The organism is Kitasatospora sp. NPDC059646 (assembly GCF_042734615.1).
Lineage (GTDB): Bacteria > Actinomycetota > Actinomycetes > Streptomycetales > Streptomycetaceae > Kitasatospora.
Genome location: NZ_JBHWDS010000051.1, coordinates 1 through 14,160, shown reverse-complemented (window position 1 = coordinate 14,160; position 14,160 = coordinate 1). Strand labels below are relative to the sequence as shown.

Genomic DNA, 14,160 nt, shown 5'->3' with positions numbered 1-14,160 from the left:
ATCGCCGGGGCCCGGGCCGCGCATCGCCGCTGTCGGGCCGCGCCCGGCGGGCAACTGCCGCGCGGCGCCGAGCTGTTCACGCTGCGGGCGGGGTGGGAGGATGGTCCGGATGATCGGACTGGTGGGACGGGTGACGGGGCGGATCGGCGCGGGCCTGGTCGGCGAGGTGATGGTGCACGTCCCCGAGCGGCTGGGCAGTGAGGCGTTCCTGGCGTACCGCGCCACCCCGGGCGAGCCGCTGCAGCCGGGCACCATGGTGGTCGTGGTCGATTACCAGCCACCGCGAACGGTCTACGTCGAACCCTTCTGACGCCGTGTCGGAGCGGACCAGCAGACCTCCTGCAACAGTTTCGGGACAGTGGGAGTTCTCTCCGTCCGGACTCTTCCCCCGTGATCGCCGACGGCGGAGAATGCGGCTGCCACCGGGTTCCGCGCCAGATCTGCACAACCCAAGCGCAGCACGGGACCGGTGTGCCCTGAAGGGGGAGATTGCCGATGCTGATCGGCATCGTCGGAGGCGCCGTCGTCGGCGTCGTTCTTCTGATCGTCCTGTTCAAGCTCATGTGGCGGGTCGCCGAGCCGAACGAGGCCCTGGTCATCTCGGGTTCCAAGCACGGTGAGGGGCTCGGCTTCCGGGTGGTCACCGGTCGGGGCACCTTCGTGGTGCCGGGTGTCCAGGTGGTCCGCCGGCTGTCGCTGGACCTGAACGAGGCCGCGCTGGACGTGGAGTGTGTGACGTCGCAGGGAATTCCCGTGCACGTCAAGGGGGTTGTGATCTTCAAGGTGGGCGACGACCCGGCGTCGATCGCCAACGCCGCCCGGCGTTTCCTGGACCAGCAGAAGATGATGGGCCAGCGGGTGCACAACGTGTTCGCCGGCCACCTGCGCTCCATCGTCGGCGGGCTGACCGTCGAGGACATGATCCGCGACCGCGAGCGGCTCACCGGTGAGACCCGCTCCGCCTCGGGCATCGAGATGGAGAAGCTCGGCCTGATCATCGACTCGCTGCAGATCCAGGAGATCCTGGACCCGACCGGCTACATCACCAACCTGGCCGCGCCGCACGCCGCGGCCGTCCAGCGCGACGCCCGCATCGCCGCCGCCGAGGCCGACCGCCGGGCCACCGAGGCCGAGCAGGAGGCGTTCGCCCGCAAGGCCGAGGCGACCCGCAACTCCGGTATCCAGCAGGCCGGCTACCAGGCCGAGATGGACACCGCCGCGGCCCGCGCGCTGCAGGCCGGCCCGCTCGCCCAGGCCGCCGCCCGGCAGGAGGTCGTGGTCCAGGAGACCAAGGTCGCCGAGCTGGAGGCGCACCGCAAGGAGCAGCAGCTGCAGGCGGACGTCCGCAAGCCCGCCGACGCCCGGGCGTACGAGACCCGCACCAAGGCCGAGGCCGACCGTGACGCCCGGATCTCCGCCGCCGAGGCGCTGGCCCGGGAGACCGAGCTGAAGACGGCCGCCGAGGCGAACCGGGTCAAGGTCGCCGCCGCCGCGGAGGCCGAGGCCACCAAGGCCCGCGGTCTGGCCGCGGCCGAGGCCACCCGGGCCACCGGTGAGGCGCAGGCCGCCGCCGAGGCCGCCAAGGGCCTGGCCGAGGCGGAGGCGGCCCGGGCGAAGGGTCTCGCCGAGGCGGAGGCCACCCGGGCGCAGGGCCTGGCCGAGGCCGAGGGCATCAAGGCCCGCGCCGCGGCGCTGGCCGAGAACCAGGAGGCGGTCGTCGCCCAGCAGCTCGCCGAGAACTGGCCCGCGATCGTGCGGGCCGGCGCGGACGCGTTCGGCAACGTCGAGCACATGGTGCTGCTGAACGGCGCCGAGGGCATGTCGGAGCTGTTCGCCAAGGCGCTCACCATGGGCGGCACCGGCCTCGGCCTGGCCCGCCAGCTGCTCACCGCGATGTCCCCGGCCGCCGAGAACGCGGAGGCCGGCAAGGCCGCCGCCGCCCCGGCGCAGGTCATCCCGATCCAGGCCGACGCCGAGTAACTCCGCCACGGCAGCGGCACGTTCCGCCCGGGTGAGGGATCCTCCTCCCCGGGCGGACCCACGTCCGGCCTCCGCACTCCCCAGCCCGGCTGAGTACCCGTACTCACGCCCCGCCGCCGAGCCCGCGCGAGCATCGAGCCATGGACCTCCTGCCTCGCATCGGGATCACCGCGACCGGCGCGTACCTGCCCGAACAGACCGTCACCTCACGCCAGTTGCAGGACGAGGTGGCGGCCGGCGCCCGGCTGCCGCTGCCCGACGGCATGTTCGAGAAGGCGACCGGCATCCGCACCCGGCGCTTCGCCCGGCCCGACGAGTACGCCTCGACGCTCGGCCTGGGCGCGGCCCGCCGGGCGCTCGCGGCGCGCGGGATCGGGCCGGACGGCATCGACCTGCTGCTGTTCGCGTCCGCCTCCCGGGACGTCTGCGAGCCCGCCACCGCGCACCTGGTGCAGGCCGAACTCGGCTCCCGTGCCCATGCGTTGGATCTCTCCAACGCCTGCAACAGCTTCTTGAACGGGATCGACACGGCCCGCGCGATGATCCTGGCCGGACGGGCCCGCCGGGCGCTGGTGGTGACGGGGGAGACGCCGAGCCGGGCGATGCGCCGCGACCCGTCCGGGCTCGCCGAGTTCCGTGACGGCTTCGCCGGCTACACCTTCGGCGACGGCGGCGCGGCCGTGGTGGTGGAGCGGGTGGAGCGCGGCGGCATCCTCGACATCGAGACGGAGACGGCGTCCGAGCACTGGGAGGTCGGCGGCATTCCGGGCGGCGGCTCCCGGCATCCGCGCGGCGACGAGTGGAGTTATTTCCGCGGCGGGGGAAAGGAGTTGCGCGGGGTGTTCGAACAGATCGGCGCGGACATCCTGACCCGGGTCGCGCGCCGCACCGGTTTCGGCTGGGACGCCTACGCCCGGGTGCTGGTGCACCAGGTCACGCTGCCCTACCTGGAGCGGTTCGTGGAGCTGACCGGGGTGCCCGACGACAAGCTGGTGGTCACCGTGCCCGAGCTCGGCAACCTGGCGTCCGCCACCATCGGCGTCCAACTCGACCGGATATCAGGCGGGTTGGAGCCCGGCGAGCGGGTGCTGATGGTCGGTCTCGGCGGCGGGGTGAGCCTGATGACGATGGTCTGGGAGAAGTCGTGACCGCGCTGTGGGTGATCGTCCCCGCCTACCAGGAGGAGGCCCGGATCGGCGCCACCCTGCGCGCCCTGGCCGGGCAGCGCGACCGCGACTTCACCCTGCTGGTGATCGACAACGGCTCCACCGACACCACCCGCGAGCAGGTCCTCGCCTTCGCCGACCGGGCCCCGTTCCCGGTCGAGCTGCTGGTCGAGCCGCAGAAGGGCGTCGGCTGCGCCGTCGACACCGGCTTCCGGCACGCCATCGACCGCGGCGCCACCCTGCTGGCCCGCACCGACGCCGACTGCCTGCCGGAACCCGGCTGGACCGCCGCCGCCCGGGCCGGGATGCTCGCCTGCGGCGGGCTGGTCTGCGGCAGGGTCACCGCCCGCCGCGACGAGCACGGCCCGGTCGGGCGCGCCGTGTTCCGCGTCCTGGTCGCCCTCGGCGCGTTCTTCGGCCGGATCCGCCCCGCGCACCGCCGCCGGCACGGCTACCTGACGCCCTACCGGATGCACGCCGGCAACAACATGGCCATCACGGCCGACCTGTACCTGGACTCCGGCGGCATGCCCCGCCGGCCCTCCCCCACCGACCGCGCGTTCATCAACCGGATCCGCCGGATCAGCACCGCGATCGTGCACCGCCCCGACATGGTGGTCCAGAACTCCACCCGCCGGATCCGCGCCTACGGCCTGCGCGGCACCGCCCGCTGGTACCTGGAGCGCGGCGCCGGCCACCGCTCCGTCGACGTCCGCTGACCCGCCCCGCCCGAACCCGAGGAGTCCCGATCGTGCTCGACCAGCTCGACCGCGCCCTGCGCGAAGGCGGCTCGCGCCCGGCCCTGCTCGGCAGCACCCGCTCCGGCGCCCCGCGCGTCCTCGCCCGCTGCGCCGAACTCACCGACCGGGCCGACCGGTTGGCCGCCGCCCTGCACCACCGGCACGGCCTGCGGCCGGGCGACACCCTGGGCGTCGCGGTCCGGCCCGGGCCGCGGGCGCTCGCCGTCCTGCTCGCCGCGCACCGCCTCGGACTGCGCACCGCCGTCCTCGACCCGGCCGCCGGCCCGGACGTGCTGCGCGCCCGGCTCGCCCTCGCCCCGCCCGCGCTGATCCTCGCCGACGCCGCCGCGCAGGCCGTCGCCGGCTGGGCCCGCCCGCTGGCCCGCCGCGCCCACCTCGAACTGCCGCCGCTGCACGCCCTCGCCCCGGTCGCCACCGTCGGCCCGCGCCACCCCGGCTGCGCCCGCGCCCTCGGCGACCACCCCGCGGCGCCGCCAGCCGGGTACGACGGCGACGGCGACGCGGTGATCGTCTTCACCTCCGGCACCACCTCCGCGCCGCGCGCCGTCGTCCACACCCGGGCCTCGCTGGCCGCCGGCATGCGCGCCGTGGACGCCCTGGTCCGCCCCGGCCCCGGCCGCACCGTGCTCGGCGGCACCACTTTCGTGCTGGTCCCGGCCCTCGCCGCCGGCGCCACCGTCGCCCTCCCGGCCCGGGGCGGCCGCACGCTGCAACGGCAGATCGACCGCCTCGCCCCGGACGAGACCTACCTGACGCCGCCTCGGCTCCGGCCGCTCACCCGCCTGACCGGCCGGGTCTGGACCGGCTCCGCGCCCGCCGACGCCGCCCTGCTGCGCCGCGCGAAGGCCGCCGGCGCGACGGAGGCGTGGGGCGTGTACGCGCTCACCGAGCTCTTCCCCGCCGCCGCCGTCGAGGAGCGCGACAAGAGCGCCCACCAGGGCCCCGGCGACCTCCTCGGCCACCCCCTGCCCGGCGTCCGCACCCGCCTCGCCGCCGACGGCGAACTCCTGCTCGCGGCACCCGCCGCCCGCGACCGCTACCTCGGCGAACCGTCCGACCCGTGGGTCCGCACCGGCGACCGCGCCCAGCTCGACCCCGACGGCCGGATCGTGCTCGCCGGACGGCTCAAGGACATGGTGCTGCGCCGCGCCGAGAACATCTATCCCGGCCTGTACGAGCCCTCCCTGCACCTCCCGGACGTCGAACTCGCCGTCCTGGTCGGCGTCCCCGCCCCCGGCGGCGACGAACGCCTCGTCGCGCTCGTCCAACCCCGCCACGGCGCCGACCCGCACCGCCTCCGCGCCGCCCTGCGCACCCCCCTCGCCCGGATGGGCGCCGCCCGCCCCGACGCCGTCCTCCTCGGCCCCGTCCCGCTCACCGGCCGCTCCCGCAAACCCGACCGCCCGGCCGCCGCCCGCTACTGCGCCCGGCGGCTCGCCAAGTCCCGCTGACCGCCCCGGCGAAGCCCCTCGGGTTCCCGCCAACCGCCCCTGGAGGCCGACGTGACCGCCCGCACCGCCGACCGCACGGTCTACCTCCGCAGCCACCCCGTGCTGTTCACCCTGCTCGCGGCCACCCGCCGCCGTCCGGTGCTGCGCCTCGGCCGGACGGTGCTCGTCCACCACCCCGAGGCGTACCGCGAGGTCCTCACCCGGGTGCCCCTGGACCGGACCGCCGGGCACACCACCGGCGGCGCCGCCGCCCGGCTCGCCGGCGGCGGCCTGCTCTTCGACCAGTCCGGCCCCGAACACCGCGACGCCCGGCGCGAGTTGACGACACTGCTGGGCTCCGGCGGAGTCGCCGCCCTGCGTCCGCTCTGGCAGCGGATCCTCACCGAGGAACTCTCCGGCCCGCTCCGCTCCCGCCCCGTCGACCTGGTCCCCGTGGTCCGCAGGCTGGCCGGCACCACCGCCGCCGGCCTCACCGGCAGCACCGCCGACCCGACCGCCCTCGCGCTCGCCGCCGAGCACGCCGCCGCCGCCACCGCCCGCGCCCACCTGCCGTCCCTGCTGCCCCGCCGGGGGGACGACCGCCGGGCCCGTCTGGCCGCCGACCGCCTGGCGGAGCTGCTGCCCGATCCCCGGGACGCGATGCTGGCGGTCGCCGCGGTCAACACCACGCTGGCCGCGCTGCCCCGCGCCGCCGCCTGGTGCGCCCGCGCCGAGCGGTGGGAGCAGGCCCGCACGGACCCGGGGGCGCTGGCCGCCGAACTGCTCCGGCTGACCGCCGCCTCCCCGGTGCTGCCCCGCGCGGCCGCCGCCGACGCCGCCGTGCTCGGCCACCGGATCCGCCGCGGCGACCGCCTGCTGCTGGTCGCCCGGCACGCCGCCGAGGCCCACCGCGACACCCCGGCCGGAGATCCGGCCCTCGCCACCCGGGCCCCGTTCGGCCTGGGCCGCCACAGCTGCCCCGGCGCCTCCCTCGCCCGCGCCCAACTCGCCGACCTGCTCGGTGCGCTGGCCCCGCACCGCCCCCGCGTCCTGCGCACCGCCGCCGACCCGCACAGCGCCCTGCCCGCCTACCGCCGCTGCCTCCTCGGCCGCTGACCCCCGCCTCCCGGAGCCGCCCCGTGCCCCTGCCGACGCTCGCCCTGACCGGTGCCACCGGCTTCTGCGGCAGCCACCTGGCCGCCCTCGCCACCGCCCGGGGCCACCGGGTGCTCGCCCTCGGCCGCCGCCCGCCCCGGCACGGCACCCACCTGCCCTGGGACGCCACCGCCCCGGACGTCCCCGACCTCTCCGGGGCCGATGCGGTGGTCCACTGCGCCGCGGCGGTCGGCGACCACCCGCCGGGCTCCCCGCAGGAGCGGATCCAGCACGCCGTCAACGTCGGGGCGACGCGACGGCTGCTGGACGCGGCCGACGGCCGCCCGTTCGTGTTCGTGAGCAGCGCCAGCGTCTACGACCCGCGCCCGGACCGGTCGTCGGTGACCGAGCGGCACCCGACCGCCGGCGGCCACCTGAACGCCTACGGGCGGACGAAGGCGGAGGCGGACCGGCTCGCCGTGGCCGCCGGTGCCGTCGTGCTGCGCCCGCGGGCGGTGTACGGGCCGGGCGATCCGCACCTGGTGCCGCGGCTGCTGGCGTCGGTGCGGCACGGAGTGCTGGCGCTGCCGGGCGGCGACGTGCCGCTCAGCCTGACGGCGGTGGAGAACCTGGCCGCGGCCTGCCTGGCGGCGCTCGACTGGGCGCCGGGCGCGTACAACATCGCCGACCGGGCCCCGTACCGGCGGGACGCGGCGCTGCGCGGGGTGCTGGCGGCGCACGGCGTCCGCGCCCGGCTGCTCCATGTCCCGTACCGGCTGGCCGGGTTGGCGGTGGGCCGGCGCGAGGGCGTGACCCGGTACGCGCTGGACCAGCTGGCCCGGCCGGTGGTGCTGGACACCACGAAGTCCCGGCTCCAGGGGTTCACCCCGGACCGGGACCTCGGTCACCACCTCGCCCGACCGGCCGGGCAACTGCCCGGCGGGGCTTAGCTCTTGGCGGCCTTCTTGATCAGGATCACCACGGCGGCGGCGATGCCGACCAGCACCAGGATGTTGATCGCGAAGCCGACCAGGCTGAACACCGCGCCGACGACGGCCCAGAAGACCTTCCACGCGATGACGATCAGGACGATCGGGACGACGACGTTGCGCACCCACGAGGGCAGCGACTTCCAGAGCTCGGCCATGTCCGTACCTTCTCCCCTCGGGCTCGGTGCCGGTGGTTCCGGCTGCGTTCCCGCTCCCTCGATCTCGACACTTCGATCGTAGGCGGGCCGGAAGGCCGAATCGAGGCTTCCCGGCCCGGAGAGAACCCGGAGATCCGTCCCTGAGCCGGGGCCCGGGAGAACCCTCAGGGCCCGCTCACACCGGCCAGGTCTCGCCCCGCCAGGCGGCGTCCCAGAACATCCACTCGTAGCGCGAGGTGGTGGTGAAGTGCTCGACCACCCGCCGCCGTTCGGTCGCCGAGAGGTCTTCGCCGATCCGGTCGGTGAGGTCCAGGACGCGGCGCACCACGGCCTGGAACTCGTCCCCGCCGTAGGCGGCGATCCACTTCGCGTACAGCGGGTCGGGGGAGGAGCGGCGCAGCAGTTCCTCGCCGACCCGGGCGTAGATCCAGTAGCAGGGCAGGACCGCGCCGAGCGCCTCCGCGAAGGAGCCGCCGTAGGCGGTGGCCAGCAGGTAGCTGGTGTAGGCGCGGGTGGTGGGGAGGACGGGTTCGGCGGCGGCCGCGGCGGCGTCCTCGCCGAAGGCGTGCAGGAAGTCGGCGTGCATCTCCTGCTCGGCGGCGATCGCGCCGACCGCGTCGTTGGCGAAGGCCAGCACCTCGTCCTCGCCGGGGGCCTTGGCGGCGCAGACCGCGAGGGCCCGGGCGTAGTCCCGCAGGTAGTGGGAGTCCTGGACCACGAAGTGCCGGAAGGCGGCGCGCGGCAGGGTGCCGTCGGTGAGGCCGGCCAGGAACGGGTGGTCGAGTATCCGGGCGTGGACGGGCTCGATGGCGGCCCACAGTTCGTCGGTGAGTTTCACGGGCTCTGCTCCCCTGTCGGCGAGTTCGGTGCGGCGCGGTCAGTCCTCCGGCGGGGAGAACACCACCAGCACCCGCAGTTCTTCGGTGATGTGGTGGAAGCGGTGCTCGGTCCCGGCGGGGACGAACACCACGCTGCCGCGGGCGACGGTCGCGGTCTCCCGGCCGACGGTCAGCTCGGCCCGGCCGCTGACCACCAGGTAGATCTCGTCCTGGTCGTGCGGCGTCTGCGGGTCGGTGTCGCCGGGGGAGAGCGCGTACAGTCCGGCGGACATCGTCGGCTGCTTCAGGAAGCGCAGGTACGCGCCGTCGCCGGCGGCGCGTTCGGCGTCCAGTTCGTCCAGCCGGAACAGTTTCATCTGGGCACGGCTCCTCTCCCGGTCCGGGCCCATTCAACAGCACGGCACAACACGAGGGTTCCGGGGAGCTTCCCCGCACCGGGGCGGGCCTGTCACCATCCGCAGCATGAAGAATTTCGTGATCAAAACGCTCATCAACGCGGTGGCGATCTGGATCGCCGCCTGGATCGTCAATGGGATCACGCTGTCGGGGGACGACTGGCAGCACAAGACGATCACCGTGCTCGCGGTGGCGCTCGTCTTCGGTGTGGTCAACTTCGCCATCAAGCCGCTGGTGAAGCTGTTCTCGCTGCCGCTGTTCGTCCTGACGCTGGGTCTGATCACCTTCGTGATCAACGCCCTGATGCTCTGGCTGACCTCCTGGGCGTCGGACAAGCTCAACCTGGACTTCCACGTCGAGGGCTTCTGGTCGGCGCTGCTCGGCTCGCTGATCATCAGCGTGGTGTCCTGGGGCCTGCACCTGGCCATCGGCGACGACTGAGCGGCCGTCGGTCCGGGGCCGGTCGACGGTCGGTCGGCCACCGGGCGGTGCCGGGCGGTGCTCCGGGCCCGCCTGACGGCCGGTCACCTCGCGCCGGCCGCCCGGCCCGGCGGTGCGGGGTCAGCCCGTGCTCTCGCGCCCGGTGGTGGACAGGATGCTGGCCAGTTCCTGGTCGAGTTCGCCGGCGGCTGTCTCCTGGCCCATCGGCACCACCCGGTCGGTGCGGGCGAGGAAGGCGAGCAGCGGCGCGGCGGCGGCGCGCATCCGCGCGTCGCCCTCGGGGGAGCGCAGCACCAGGTCGACCTCGGTGAGTTCCCCGCCGACGGGGTGGATGTGCACGTCGCCCTCGCCGCTGGCCCGGCTGAGGCCGTCGACCAGCAGTTCGCGCGCGAAGACCCAGGTGACGGGTTGGTCGCCGGGCAGGTGGAACGTGAACCGAACGGCGAACGGGTCGTCGCCGTCGTAGTCCAGGTCGACCACGATGCGGAAGGAGAGCTCGCTCGACACCACCAGGTGCATCGCGATCTGGGCTTGGACCGTGCTGTGCATGCGCCAGTACCTCTCGTTCTGCCCGCCCGTGTGCGCCGAGGGTCGAGCGGTGGGGTCGGGCATCTATCGGTGAGCTGTCGGTTCTTTGTCCCTTGATTCCCCGTTCGGTCCTCATCGTCCAGGTTTGGCGTCGATGTGGACAAGGTGTGCTTTTTCAAATGGTGAACGAACACACCGGACGGGGTCAGCGCACGAAGGCCGGGAACATCGCCCCCACCAGGGAGCGCAGCCGGGCCGCGGCCGGGCCGAGCCGGTCGCCCTGCTCGACGGGCAGCGATATCGCCACCGTGGCGACCACGGAGCCGACGGTGATCGGCACCGCCGCGCAGACCGTGCCGAGCGCGTACTCCTGCCGTTCCAGCACCGGCATGGTGGGCCGGACGGCGTCGAGCCTGCGCAGCACCGCCCGCAGGTCGCCGGAGGTGGACGGGGTGATGGCGGTCGGGCGGTGCCGGGAGAGGTGGTCGAGCCTTTCCTCCGCGCCGAGTTGGGAGAGCAGGCAGAGTCCGACGGCGTGCGCGTGCGCGGTGCTGCGGAAGTCCGCCCACTCCTCGACCGGGGGCTGCCCGGGGCCGGAGACGATGTCCATCATCCGCACCTCGCCGTCCTGGTAGACCGCGTGGTAGACGGCGGCGCCGAGTTCGTCCCGCAGCCGTTCCATCCGGCCGCGCAGGTCGGCGTACTCGGACTGGCGGGAGTCGGCGCGGCGGATGCCGTCCACCGAGGCGCCGAAGTAGAACCGGCCGTCGTCGCGCCGCAGGTAGCCCTCGTGGGTGAGGGTGCGCAGCAGGTGGTAGGTGGTGCCGAGCGGGAGGCCGGCCGACCGGGCCAGTTGCTTGGCGGTGGCTCCCTGCGCGTTGGCGCCGACCGCTTCGAGCAGCCGCAGGGCGCGCTGGACGGAGCCGATCAGGGTGGGGGCGCGTATGCCTTTGGTGGGCGGCGCGGTGGGCTCCCCGGTCCGGTGCATGGTCATCCCCATCCCCCGGGCGCTGAGGGGCATTCGGAGACATCCGCTCCGAATCCGCCCGGCAGTCGGACATTGCAGCACAGGGCGGGCATCCCCGCAATGATTATGGAGAACCCGTCGGCCGATTCGCCTTCGTTTTCAAGGCCGAATCGGCGCGGTGGCCATATCTCGACAGGTTGCAGGCGGGCCGAACGGGTGAATCGAAGATCCACAGCCGGTGCGCCCATCGCCGCCCCGCCACGCACCCGGGCATGCCGCTCCACCCGAACGGCGGAACAGATCCCTCCGATTCGCTCCCCTGTACGAGTTTCACGGCCACCGGCGCGCGGGAGACTCCCGCACAACCCTCGTGCCACGGAGGTGACAGCCATGCCGGACCCGGTCCGTCCTGTCGTCAAGCGCACCGCCCGCGCGATCCTGCTGGAGTTCGATCCGGCCGACCCGCACTCCCCCGCCTCCCTGGTGCTGATCCGCCGGGTCCGCCCCGGCTCCCCGCACCCGTACTGGATCACCCCCGGCGGCGGCGTCGAGCCCTCCGACCCGACCGTGGTCGCCGCTCTGCACCGCGAGGTGGACGAGGAGCTCGGCGGGAAGATCACCGACGTGGTGCCCGCCTTCGTGGACACCGTGGCGCACCCCCGCCACGACGACGGCACCCCCGCCCACCCGCACGGCGTCAAGGTGCAGCACTTCTTCGTCTGCCGGCTCACCGACTCCGACCCGGCCCGCCGGCACGGCCCCGAGGTGGAGCAGCCCAACGGCGAGTACGAGATCGTCCGGGTGCCGTTCACCCGCGAGGGCGTCACCTCGGTCAACGTCGTCCCTCCCGGCCTCCGCGCCTACCTCGCCGCCAACATCGAGGGCGTCCGCGCCCTGCTCGCCGACGACCTGGGCTGACCGTCCGTCAGGCCGCCCGCTCCGCCGGGTCGTGCCGGATCGCCCCGGCCGGCAGCCCGCACCTCCGCAGCACCGCCGCCCCGGCCCGCACCATCGCCGCCGGGCCGCTCAGGTACGCCGCGAAGCCGTGCCACGGCGCCCGCCGGGCCACCGCCTCGGGCAGCTCCCCGGCCAGCGGGCCGGACGCGCCCGGCTCGGACAGCACCGGCCGCACCGTCAGCCAGCTGTGCCGCTCGGCGAGTTCGCGCAGCTCGGCCAGCCGGTACAGCCCGGCCTCCCGCCGCGCCCCGTAGAACACCTCCACCCGGCGGCCCGCCGCACCGTGCGCGGCGACCTCCTCCACCAGCGCGCCGATCGGCCCGATCCCGGTGCCGCCGCCCAGGCACAGCAGGTCCTCCCCCGCCGCGTGGTCCACCGTCATGCCGCCCTCCGCCGCGCCCAGCCGCAGCACGTCGCCCGGCCGCGCCCGGTGCACCAGCGCGTTGCTCACCCAGCCCGCCGGCACCGCCTTCACGTGCAGCGTCAGCAGCCCGTCCGCCCGCGGCGCCGACCCGAACGAGTACGGCCGCCACACCCGCGGCCACCAGGGCGTCTCCACCTCCGCGAACTGCCCGGCCCGGAACGGGTACGGCTGGTCCGGACGGAGCGTCAGCACCGCGACGTCCTCGGCCGCCTGCCGGTGCGCCACCACCTCCGCCTGCCACCACGGCGGGGTGGCGCGCGCCTCCTCCTCCGCCGCCTCGACCAGCAGCCGCGACACGGGTGCCAGCAGCCGCCGCCAGGCCGCCTCGGCCCGCTCGTCCCACCCGCCGCCGTACCGGGCCAGCGCCTCCACCAGGCAGTCCGCGGCGGCGGCGTAGTGCCCGCTCAGCACCCCGTACTTGCGGCAGCGGCGGGCCAGCGGGCCCAGGTAGGCGCGCAGCGCCCCCGGGTCGTCGCCGTGCCGCACGCACTCCTGCAGCACCCGGAGCAGCTGCTCGCGCGGCCCGTCCATGGCGGCGGGGAACACCGCCCGCAGCTCCGGGTGGCGCAGGAACACCAGCGCGAAGAAGTGCGCCATCGCCCGGTCGGCGACCGGGCGCACCGCCGCCAGCCCGGCCCGGACCAGCACCAGGTCCTCCGCGTCCGGCGGCTGCCCCGGCCCCGCCGCCCGCTCCACCGCGGCCGGCTGCGCCCCGGAGGCGTGCACGCCCCACGCCAGGGCCCACCGGTCGTCCGGGCCGACCCGGTTCGACGCCGGCGGGAACAGCCCGGCGGGCACGGCCGGCGGCCGGGTGGGCTTCGCCGGGAGGGCCGGCACGAGTGCGAGCTGACGAGTAGCCAAGGGAATCGTTCCGCTTCCGGTCGACCGAGCTGCTGACGCCCCAGCACAGTGGCACCGGCGGCACGGTCGTTCCGACGAATCCGGCGAACCCCGGACATCCGGCCGGTCCACCCGCTACCCTCCCCGTCCGGGCCCGGCGCACCGTCGTGCACCGGGGCCCCGGACGGGCCCTGCTCACAGCCCGCGCAGCAGCATGCCCGGGCGTTCCACGCAGTCCGCGACGAACCGCAGGAAGCCGCCCGCGGTGCCCCCGTCGCAGACCCGGTGGTCGAAGGTGAACGACAGCTGGGTGACCTGGCGGACCGCCAGTTCGCCCTCGTGCACCCACGGCTTCGGGGTGATCCGGCCCACCCCGAGCATCGCCGCCTCCGGGTGGTTGAGGATCGGCGTGGAGCCGTCCACCCCGAACACCCCGTAGTTGTTCAGCGTGAACGTCCCGCCGGTCAGCTCCGCCGGGCCGAGCGACCCGGCCCGGGCCGCCTCGGTCAGCCGGGCCAGCTCCACCGACAGCCGTTCGGTGCCGAGCAGGTGGGCGTCCCGCACCACCGGCACCAGCAGCCCGCGCTGTCCCTGCGCCGCGAAGCCCAGGTGGACGGCGCGGTGCCGCCGGACGGCGTCGCCCTCCACGCTGGAGTTGAGCTCGGGGAAGCGCTCCAGTCCGGCCAGGCAGATCCGGGCCAGCAGCGCCAGCACGCTCACCTTCGGACCCGGCACCTGGTTCAACTGGGCGCGCAGCGCCATGAGTTCGGTGGCGTCGGCGTCCACCCAGCAGGTCGCCGCCGGGATCTCCCGGTGGCTGCGGGTCAGCTTCTCGGCGACCGTGCGGCGCAGCCCGCGCAGCGGGACCAGCTCGTCGTCCGTTCCACGTGGAACCTCGGCCGGGACGGCGTCCGCCTGCTGGATCGCCCGTTCCACGTCCCGGCGGGTGATCAGCCCCTCCGGTCCGCTGCCGGCCACCCCGGCCAGGTCGATCCCGTGCTCGCGGGCGATCCGGCGCACCAGCGGCGAGATCACCGCGACCGCCGACCGGGCGGGGGACGAGGAGGCGGCGGGAGGGAGCCACGGCCGAGGGCCGGCCGGAGGGGACTGCGGAGCTCTGGGCCGGCGTCGGCGAGGGGCTGGGGGCGATCGGCTTGGCCCCCGGGGCCGCTGCCTTCAGCTCGAGCAC

Annotated in this window: 15 protein-coding genes and 1 pseudogene; 9 read left to right on the top strand and 7 right to left on the bottom strand. The window is 75.2% G+C overall.

The genetic code is table 11. The features are described 5' to 3' along the window. The first annotated feature begins 109 nt into the window (after positions 1–109). The 7 genes from ACFV1L_RS28730 (at position 110) to ACFV1L_RS28700 (ending at position 7,382) form a co-directional block, all read left to right on the top strand. Positions 110–310 (top strand): hypothetical protein, encoded by a 201-nt coding sequence (locus tag ACFV1L_RS28730; RefSeq protein WP_380371147.1) that lies wholly within the window; start codon positions 110–112, stop codon positions 308–310. A 185-nt stretch (positions 311–495) separates the two neighbouring features. Next, positions 496–1,980 carry an SPFH domain-containing protein gene (locus ACFV1L_RS28725; protein WP_380371144.1) on the top strand — a complete coding sequence of 495 codons (1,485 nt, stop codon included), beginning with the start codon at positions 496–498 and terminating at the stop codon, positions 1,978–1,980. Positions 1,981–2,120: 140 nt separating this feature from the next. Next, a complete protein-coding gene (locus ACFV1L_RS28720; RefSeq protein ID WP_380371142.1) occupies positions 2,121–3,128 on the top strand; it encodes a 3-oxoacyl-ACP synthase III family protein in 1,008 nt (335 codons plus the stop codon). Continuing rightward, positions 3,125–3,865 (top strand): glycosyltransferase family A protein, encoded by a 741-nt coding sequence (locus ACFV1L_RS28715; RefSeq protein WP_380371139.1) that lies wholly within the window; start codon positions 3,125–3,127, stop codon positions 3,863–3,865. The genes ACFV1L_RS28720 and ACFV1L_RS28715 overlap by 4 nt, the downstream gene beginning before the upstream one ends. 32 nt (positions 3,866–3,897) lie before the next feature. Then, positions 3,898–5,358: a class I adenylate-forming enzyme family protein gene (locus ACFV1L_RS28710; protein ID WP_380371136.1), complete on the top strand. Its 1,461-nt coding sequence runs from the start codon at positions 3,898–3,900 to the stop codon at positions 5,356–5,358. A gap of 51 nt (positions 5,359–5,409) precedes the next feature. Beyond that, on the top strand, positions 5,410–6,453 hold the full coding sequence (locus ACFV1L_RS28705) for a cytochrome P450 (protein ID WP_380371133.1): 1,044 nt from the start codon (positions 5,410–5,412) through the stop codon (positions 6,451–6,453). Positions 6,454–6,476: 23 nt separating this feature from the next. Continuing rightward, positions 6,477–7,382, top strand: a complete 906-nt coding sequence (locus tag ACFV1L_RS28700) for an NAD-dependent epimerase/dehydratase family protein (protein WP_380371130.1) — start codon at positions 6,477–6,479, stop codon at positions 7,380–7,382. Here ACFV1L_RS28700 and ACFV1L_RS28695 read toward each other — a convergent pair. The 3 genes from ACFV1L_RS28695 to ACFV1L_RS28685 form a co-directional block, all read right to left on the bottom strand. Next, positions 7,379–7,579: a hypothetical protein gene (locus ACFV1L_RS28695; RefSeq protein ID WP_380371128.1), complete on the bottom strand. Its 201-nt coding sequence runs from the start codon at positions 7,577–7,579 to the stop codon at positions 7,379–7,381. The genes ACFV1L_RS28700 and ACFV1L_RS28695 overlap by 4 nt on opposite strands. A 175-nt stretch (positions 7,580–7,754) precedes the next feature. Next, positions 7,755–8,417: a thiaminase II gene (tenA, locus tag ACFV1L_RS28690; protein WP_380371126.1), complete on the bottom strand. Its 663-nt coding sequence runs from the start codon at positions 8,415–8,417 to the stop codon at positions 7,755–7,757. Between the two features lie 39 nt (positions 8,418–8,456). Beyond that, positions 8,457–8,774 carry a cupin domain-containing protein gene (locus tag ACFV1L_RS28685; protein WP_035864507.1) on the bottom strand — a complete coding sequence of 106 codons (318 nt, stop codon included), beginning with the start codon at positions 8,772–8,774 and terminating at the stop codon, positions 8,457–8,459. A gap of 106 nt (positions 8,775–8,880) precedes the next feature. On the opposite strand from ACFV1L_RS28685, the gene ACFV1L_RS28680 reads away from it, so the two are divergent. Continuing rightward, positions 8,881–9,255: a phage holin family protein gene (locus ACFV1L_RS28680; protein ID WP_380371123.1), complete on the top strand. Its 375-nt coding sequence runs from the start codon at positions 8,881–8,883 to the stop codon at positions 9,253–9,255. Between the two features lie 120 nt (positions 9,256–9,375). Here ACFV1L_RS28680 and ACFV1L_RS28675 read toward each other — a convergent pair whose 3' ends face one another. Continuing rightward, the gene (locus ACFV1L_RS28675; protein WP_380371120.1) at positions 9,376–9,804 is read right to left on the bottom strand and encodes an SsgA family sporulation/cell division regulator; all 429 of its coding nucleotides are present in this window, start codon (positions 9,802–9,804) and stop codon (positions 9,376–9,378) included. Between the two features lie 184 nt (positions 9,805–9,988). Continuing rightward, positions 9,989–10,777: an IclR family transcriptional regulator gene (locus ACFV1L_RS28670; RefSeq protein ID WP_380371117.1), complete on the bottom strand. Its 789-nt coding sequence runs from the start codon at positions 10,775–10,777 to the stop codon at positions 9,989–9,991. Between the two features lie 363 nt (positions 10,778–11,140). On the opposite strand from ACFV1L_RS28670, the gene ACFV1L_RS28665 reads away from it, so the two are divergent. Beyond that, positions 11,141–11,668, top strand: a complete 528-nt coding sequence (locus ACFV1L_RS28665) for an NUDIX domain-containing protein (protein WP_380371114.1) — start codon at positions 11,141–11,143, stop codon at positions 11,666–11,668. A 7-nt stretch (positions 11,669–11,675) separates the two neighbouring features. On the opposite strand, the gene ACFV1L_RS28660 is transcribed toward ACFV1L_RS28665, so the two are convergent. Both ACFV1L_RS28660 and ACFV1L_RS28655 read right to left on the bottom strand, forming a co-directional pair. Further along, on the bottom strand, positions 11,676–12,992 hold the full coding sequence (locus ACFV1L_RS28660; protein WP_380371111.1) for a globin domain-containing protein: 1,317 nt from the start codon (positions 12,990–12,992) through the stop codon (positions 11,676–11,678). Positions 12,993–13,166: 174 nt separating this feature from the next. Further along, positions 13,167–14,132: pseudogene (locus ACFV1L_RS28655) on the bottom strand (dihydrolipoamide acetyltransferase family protein); the annotation flags it as partial. Between the last annotated feature and the right edge of the window lie 28 nt (positions 14,133–14,160).

Excerpts from the sequence above, each read along its gene's own strand:
- ACFV1L_RS28730 (WP_380371147.1), top strand. The coding sequence starts at position 110 with ATGATCGGACTGGTGGGACGGGTGACGGGGCGGATCGGCGCGGGCCTG.
- ACFV1L_RS28725 (WP_380371144.1), top strand. The coding sequence starts at position 496 with ATGCTGATCGGCATCGTCGGAGGCGCCGTCGTCGGCGTCGTTCTTCTG.
- ACFV1L_RS28720 (WP_380371142.1), top strand. The coding sequence starts at position 2,121 with ATGGACCTCCTGCCTCGCATCGGGATCACCGCGACCGGCGCGTACCTG.
- ACFV1L_RS28695 (WP_380371128.1), bottom strand. The coding sequence starts at position 7,579 with ATGGCCGAGCTCTGGAAGTCGCTGCCCTCGTGGGTGCGCAACGTCGTC.
- ACFV1L_RS28685 (WP_035864507.1), bottom strand. The coding sequence starts at position 8,774 with ATGAAACTGTTCCGGCTGGACGAACTGGACGCCGAACGCGCCGCCGGC.
- ACFV1L_RS28680 (WP_380371123.1), top strand. The coding sequence starts at position 8,881 with ATGAAGAATTTCGTGATCAAAACGCTCATCAACGCGGTGGCGATCTGG.
- ACFV1L_RS28675 (WP_380371120.1), bottom strand. The coding sequence starts at position 9,804 with ATGCACAGCACGGTCCAAGCCCAGATCGCGATGCACCTGGTGGTGTCG.
- ACFV1L_RS28670 (WP_380371117.1), bottom strand. The coding sequence starts at position 10,777 with ATGACCATGCACCGGACCGGGGAGCCCACCGCGCCGCCCACCAAAGGC.
- ACFV1L_RS28665 (WP_380371114.1), top strand. The coding sequence starts at position 11,141 with ATGCCGGACCCGGTCCGTCCTGTCGTCAAGCGCACCGCCCGCGCGATC.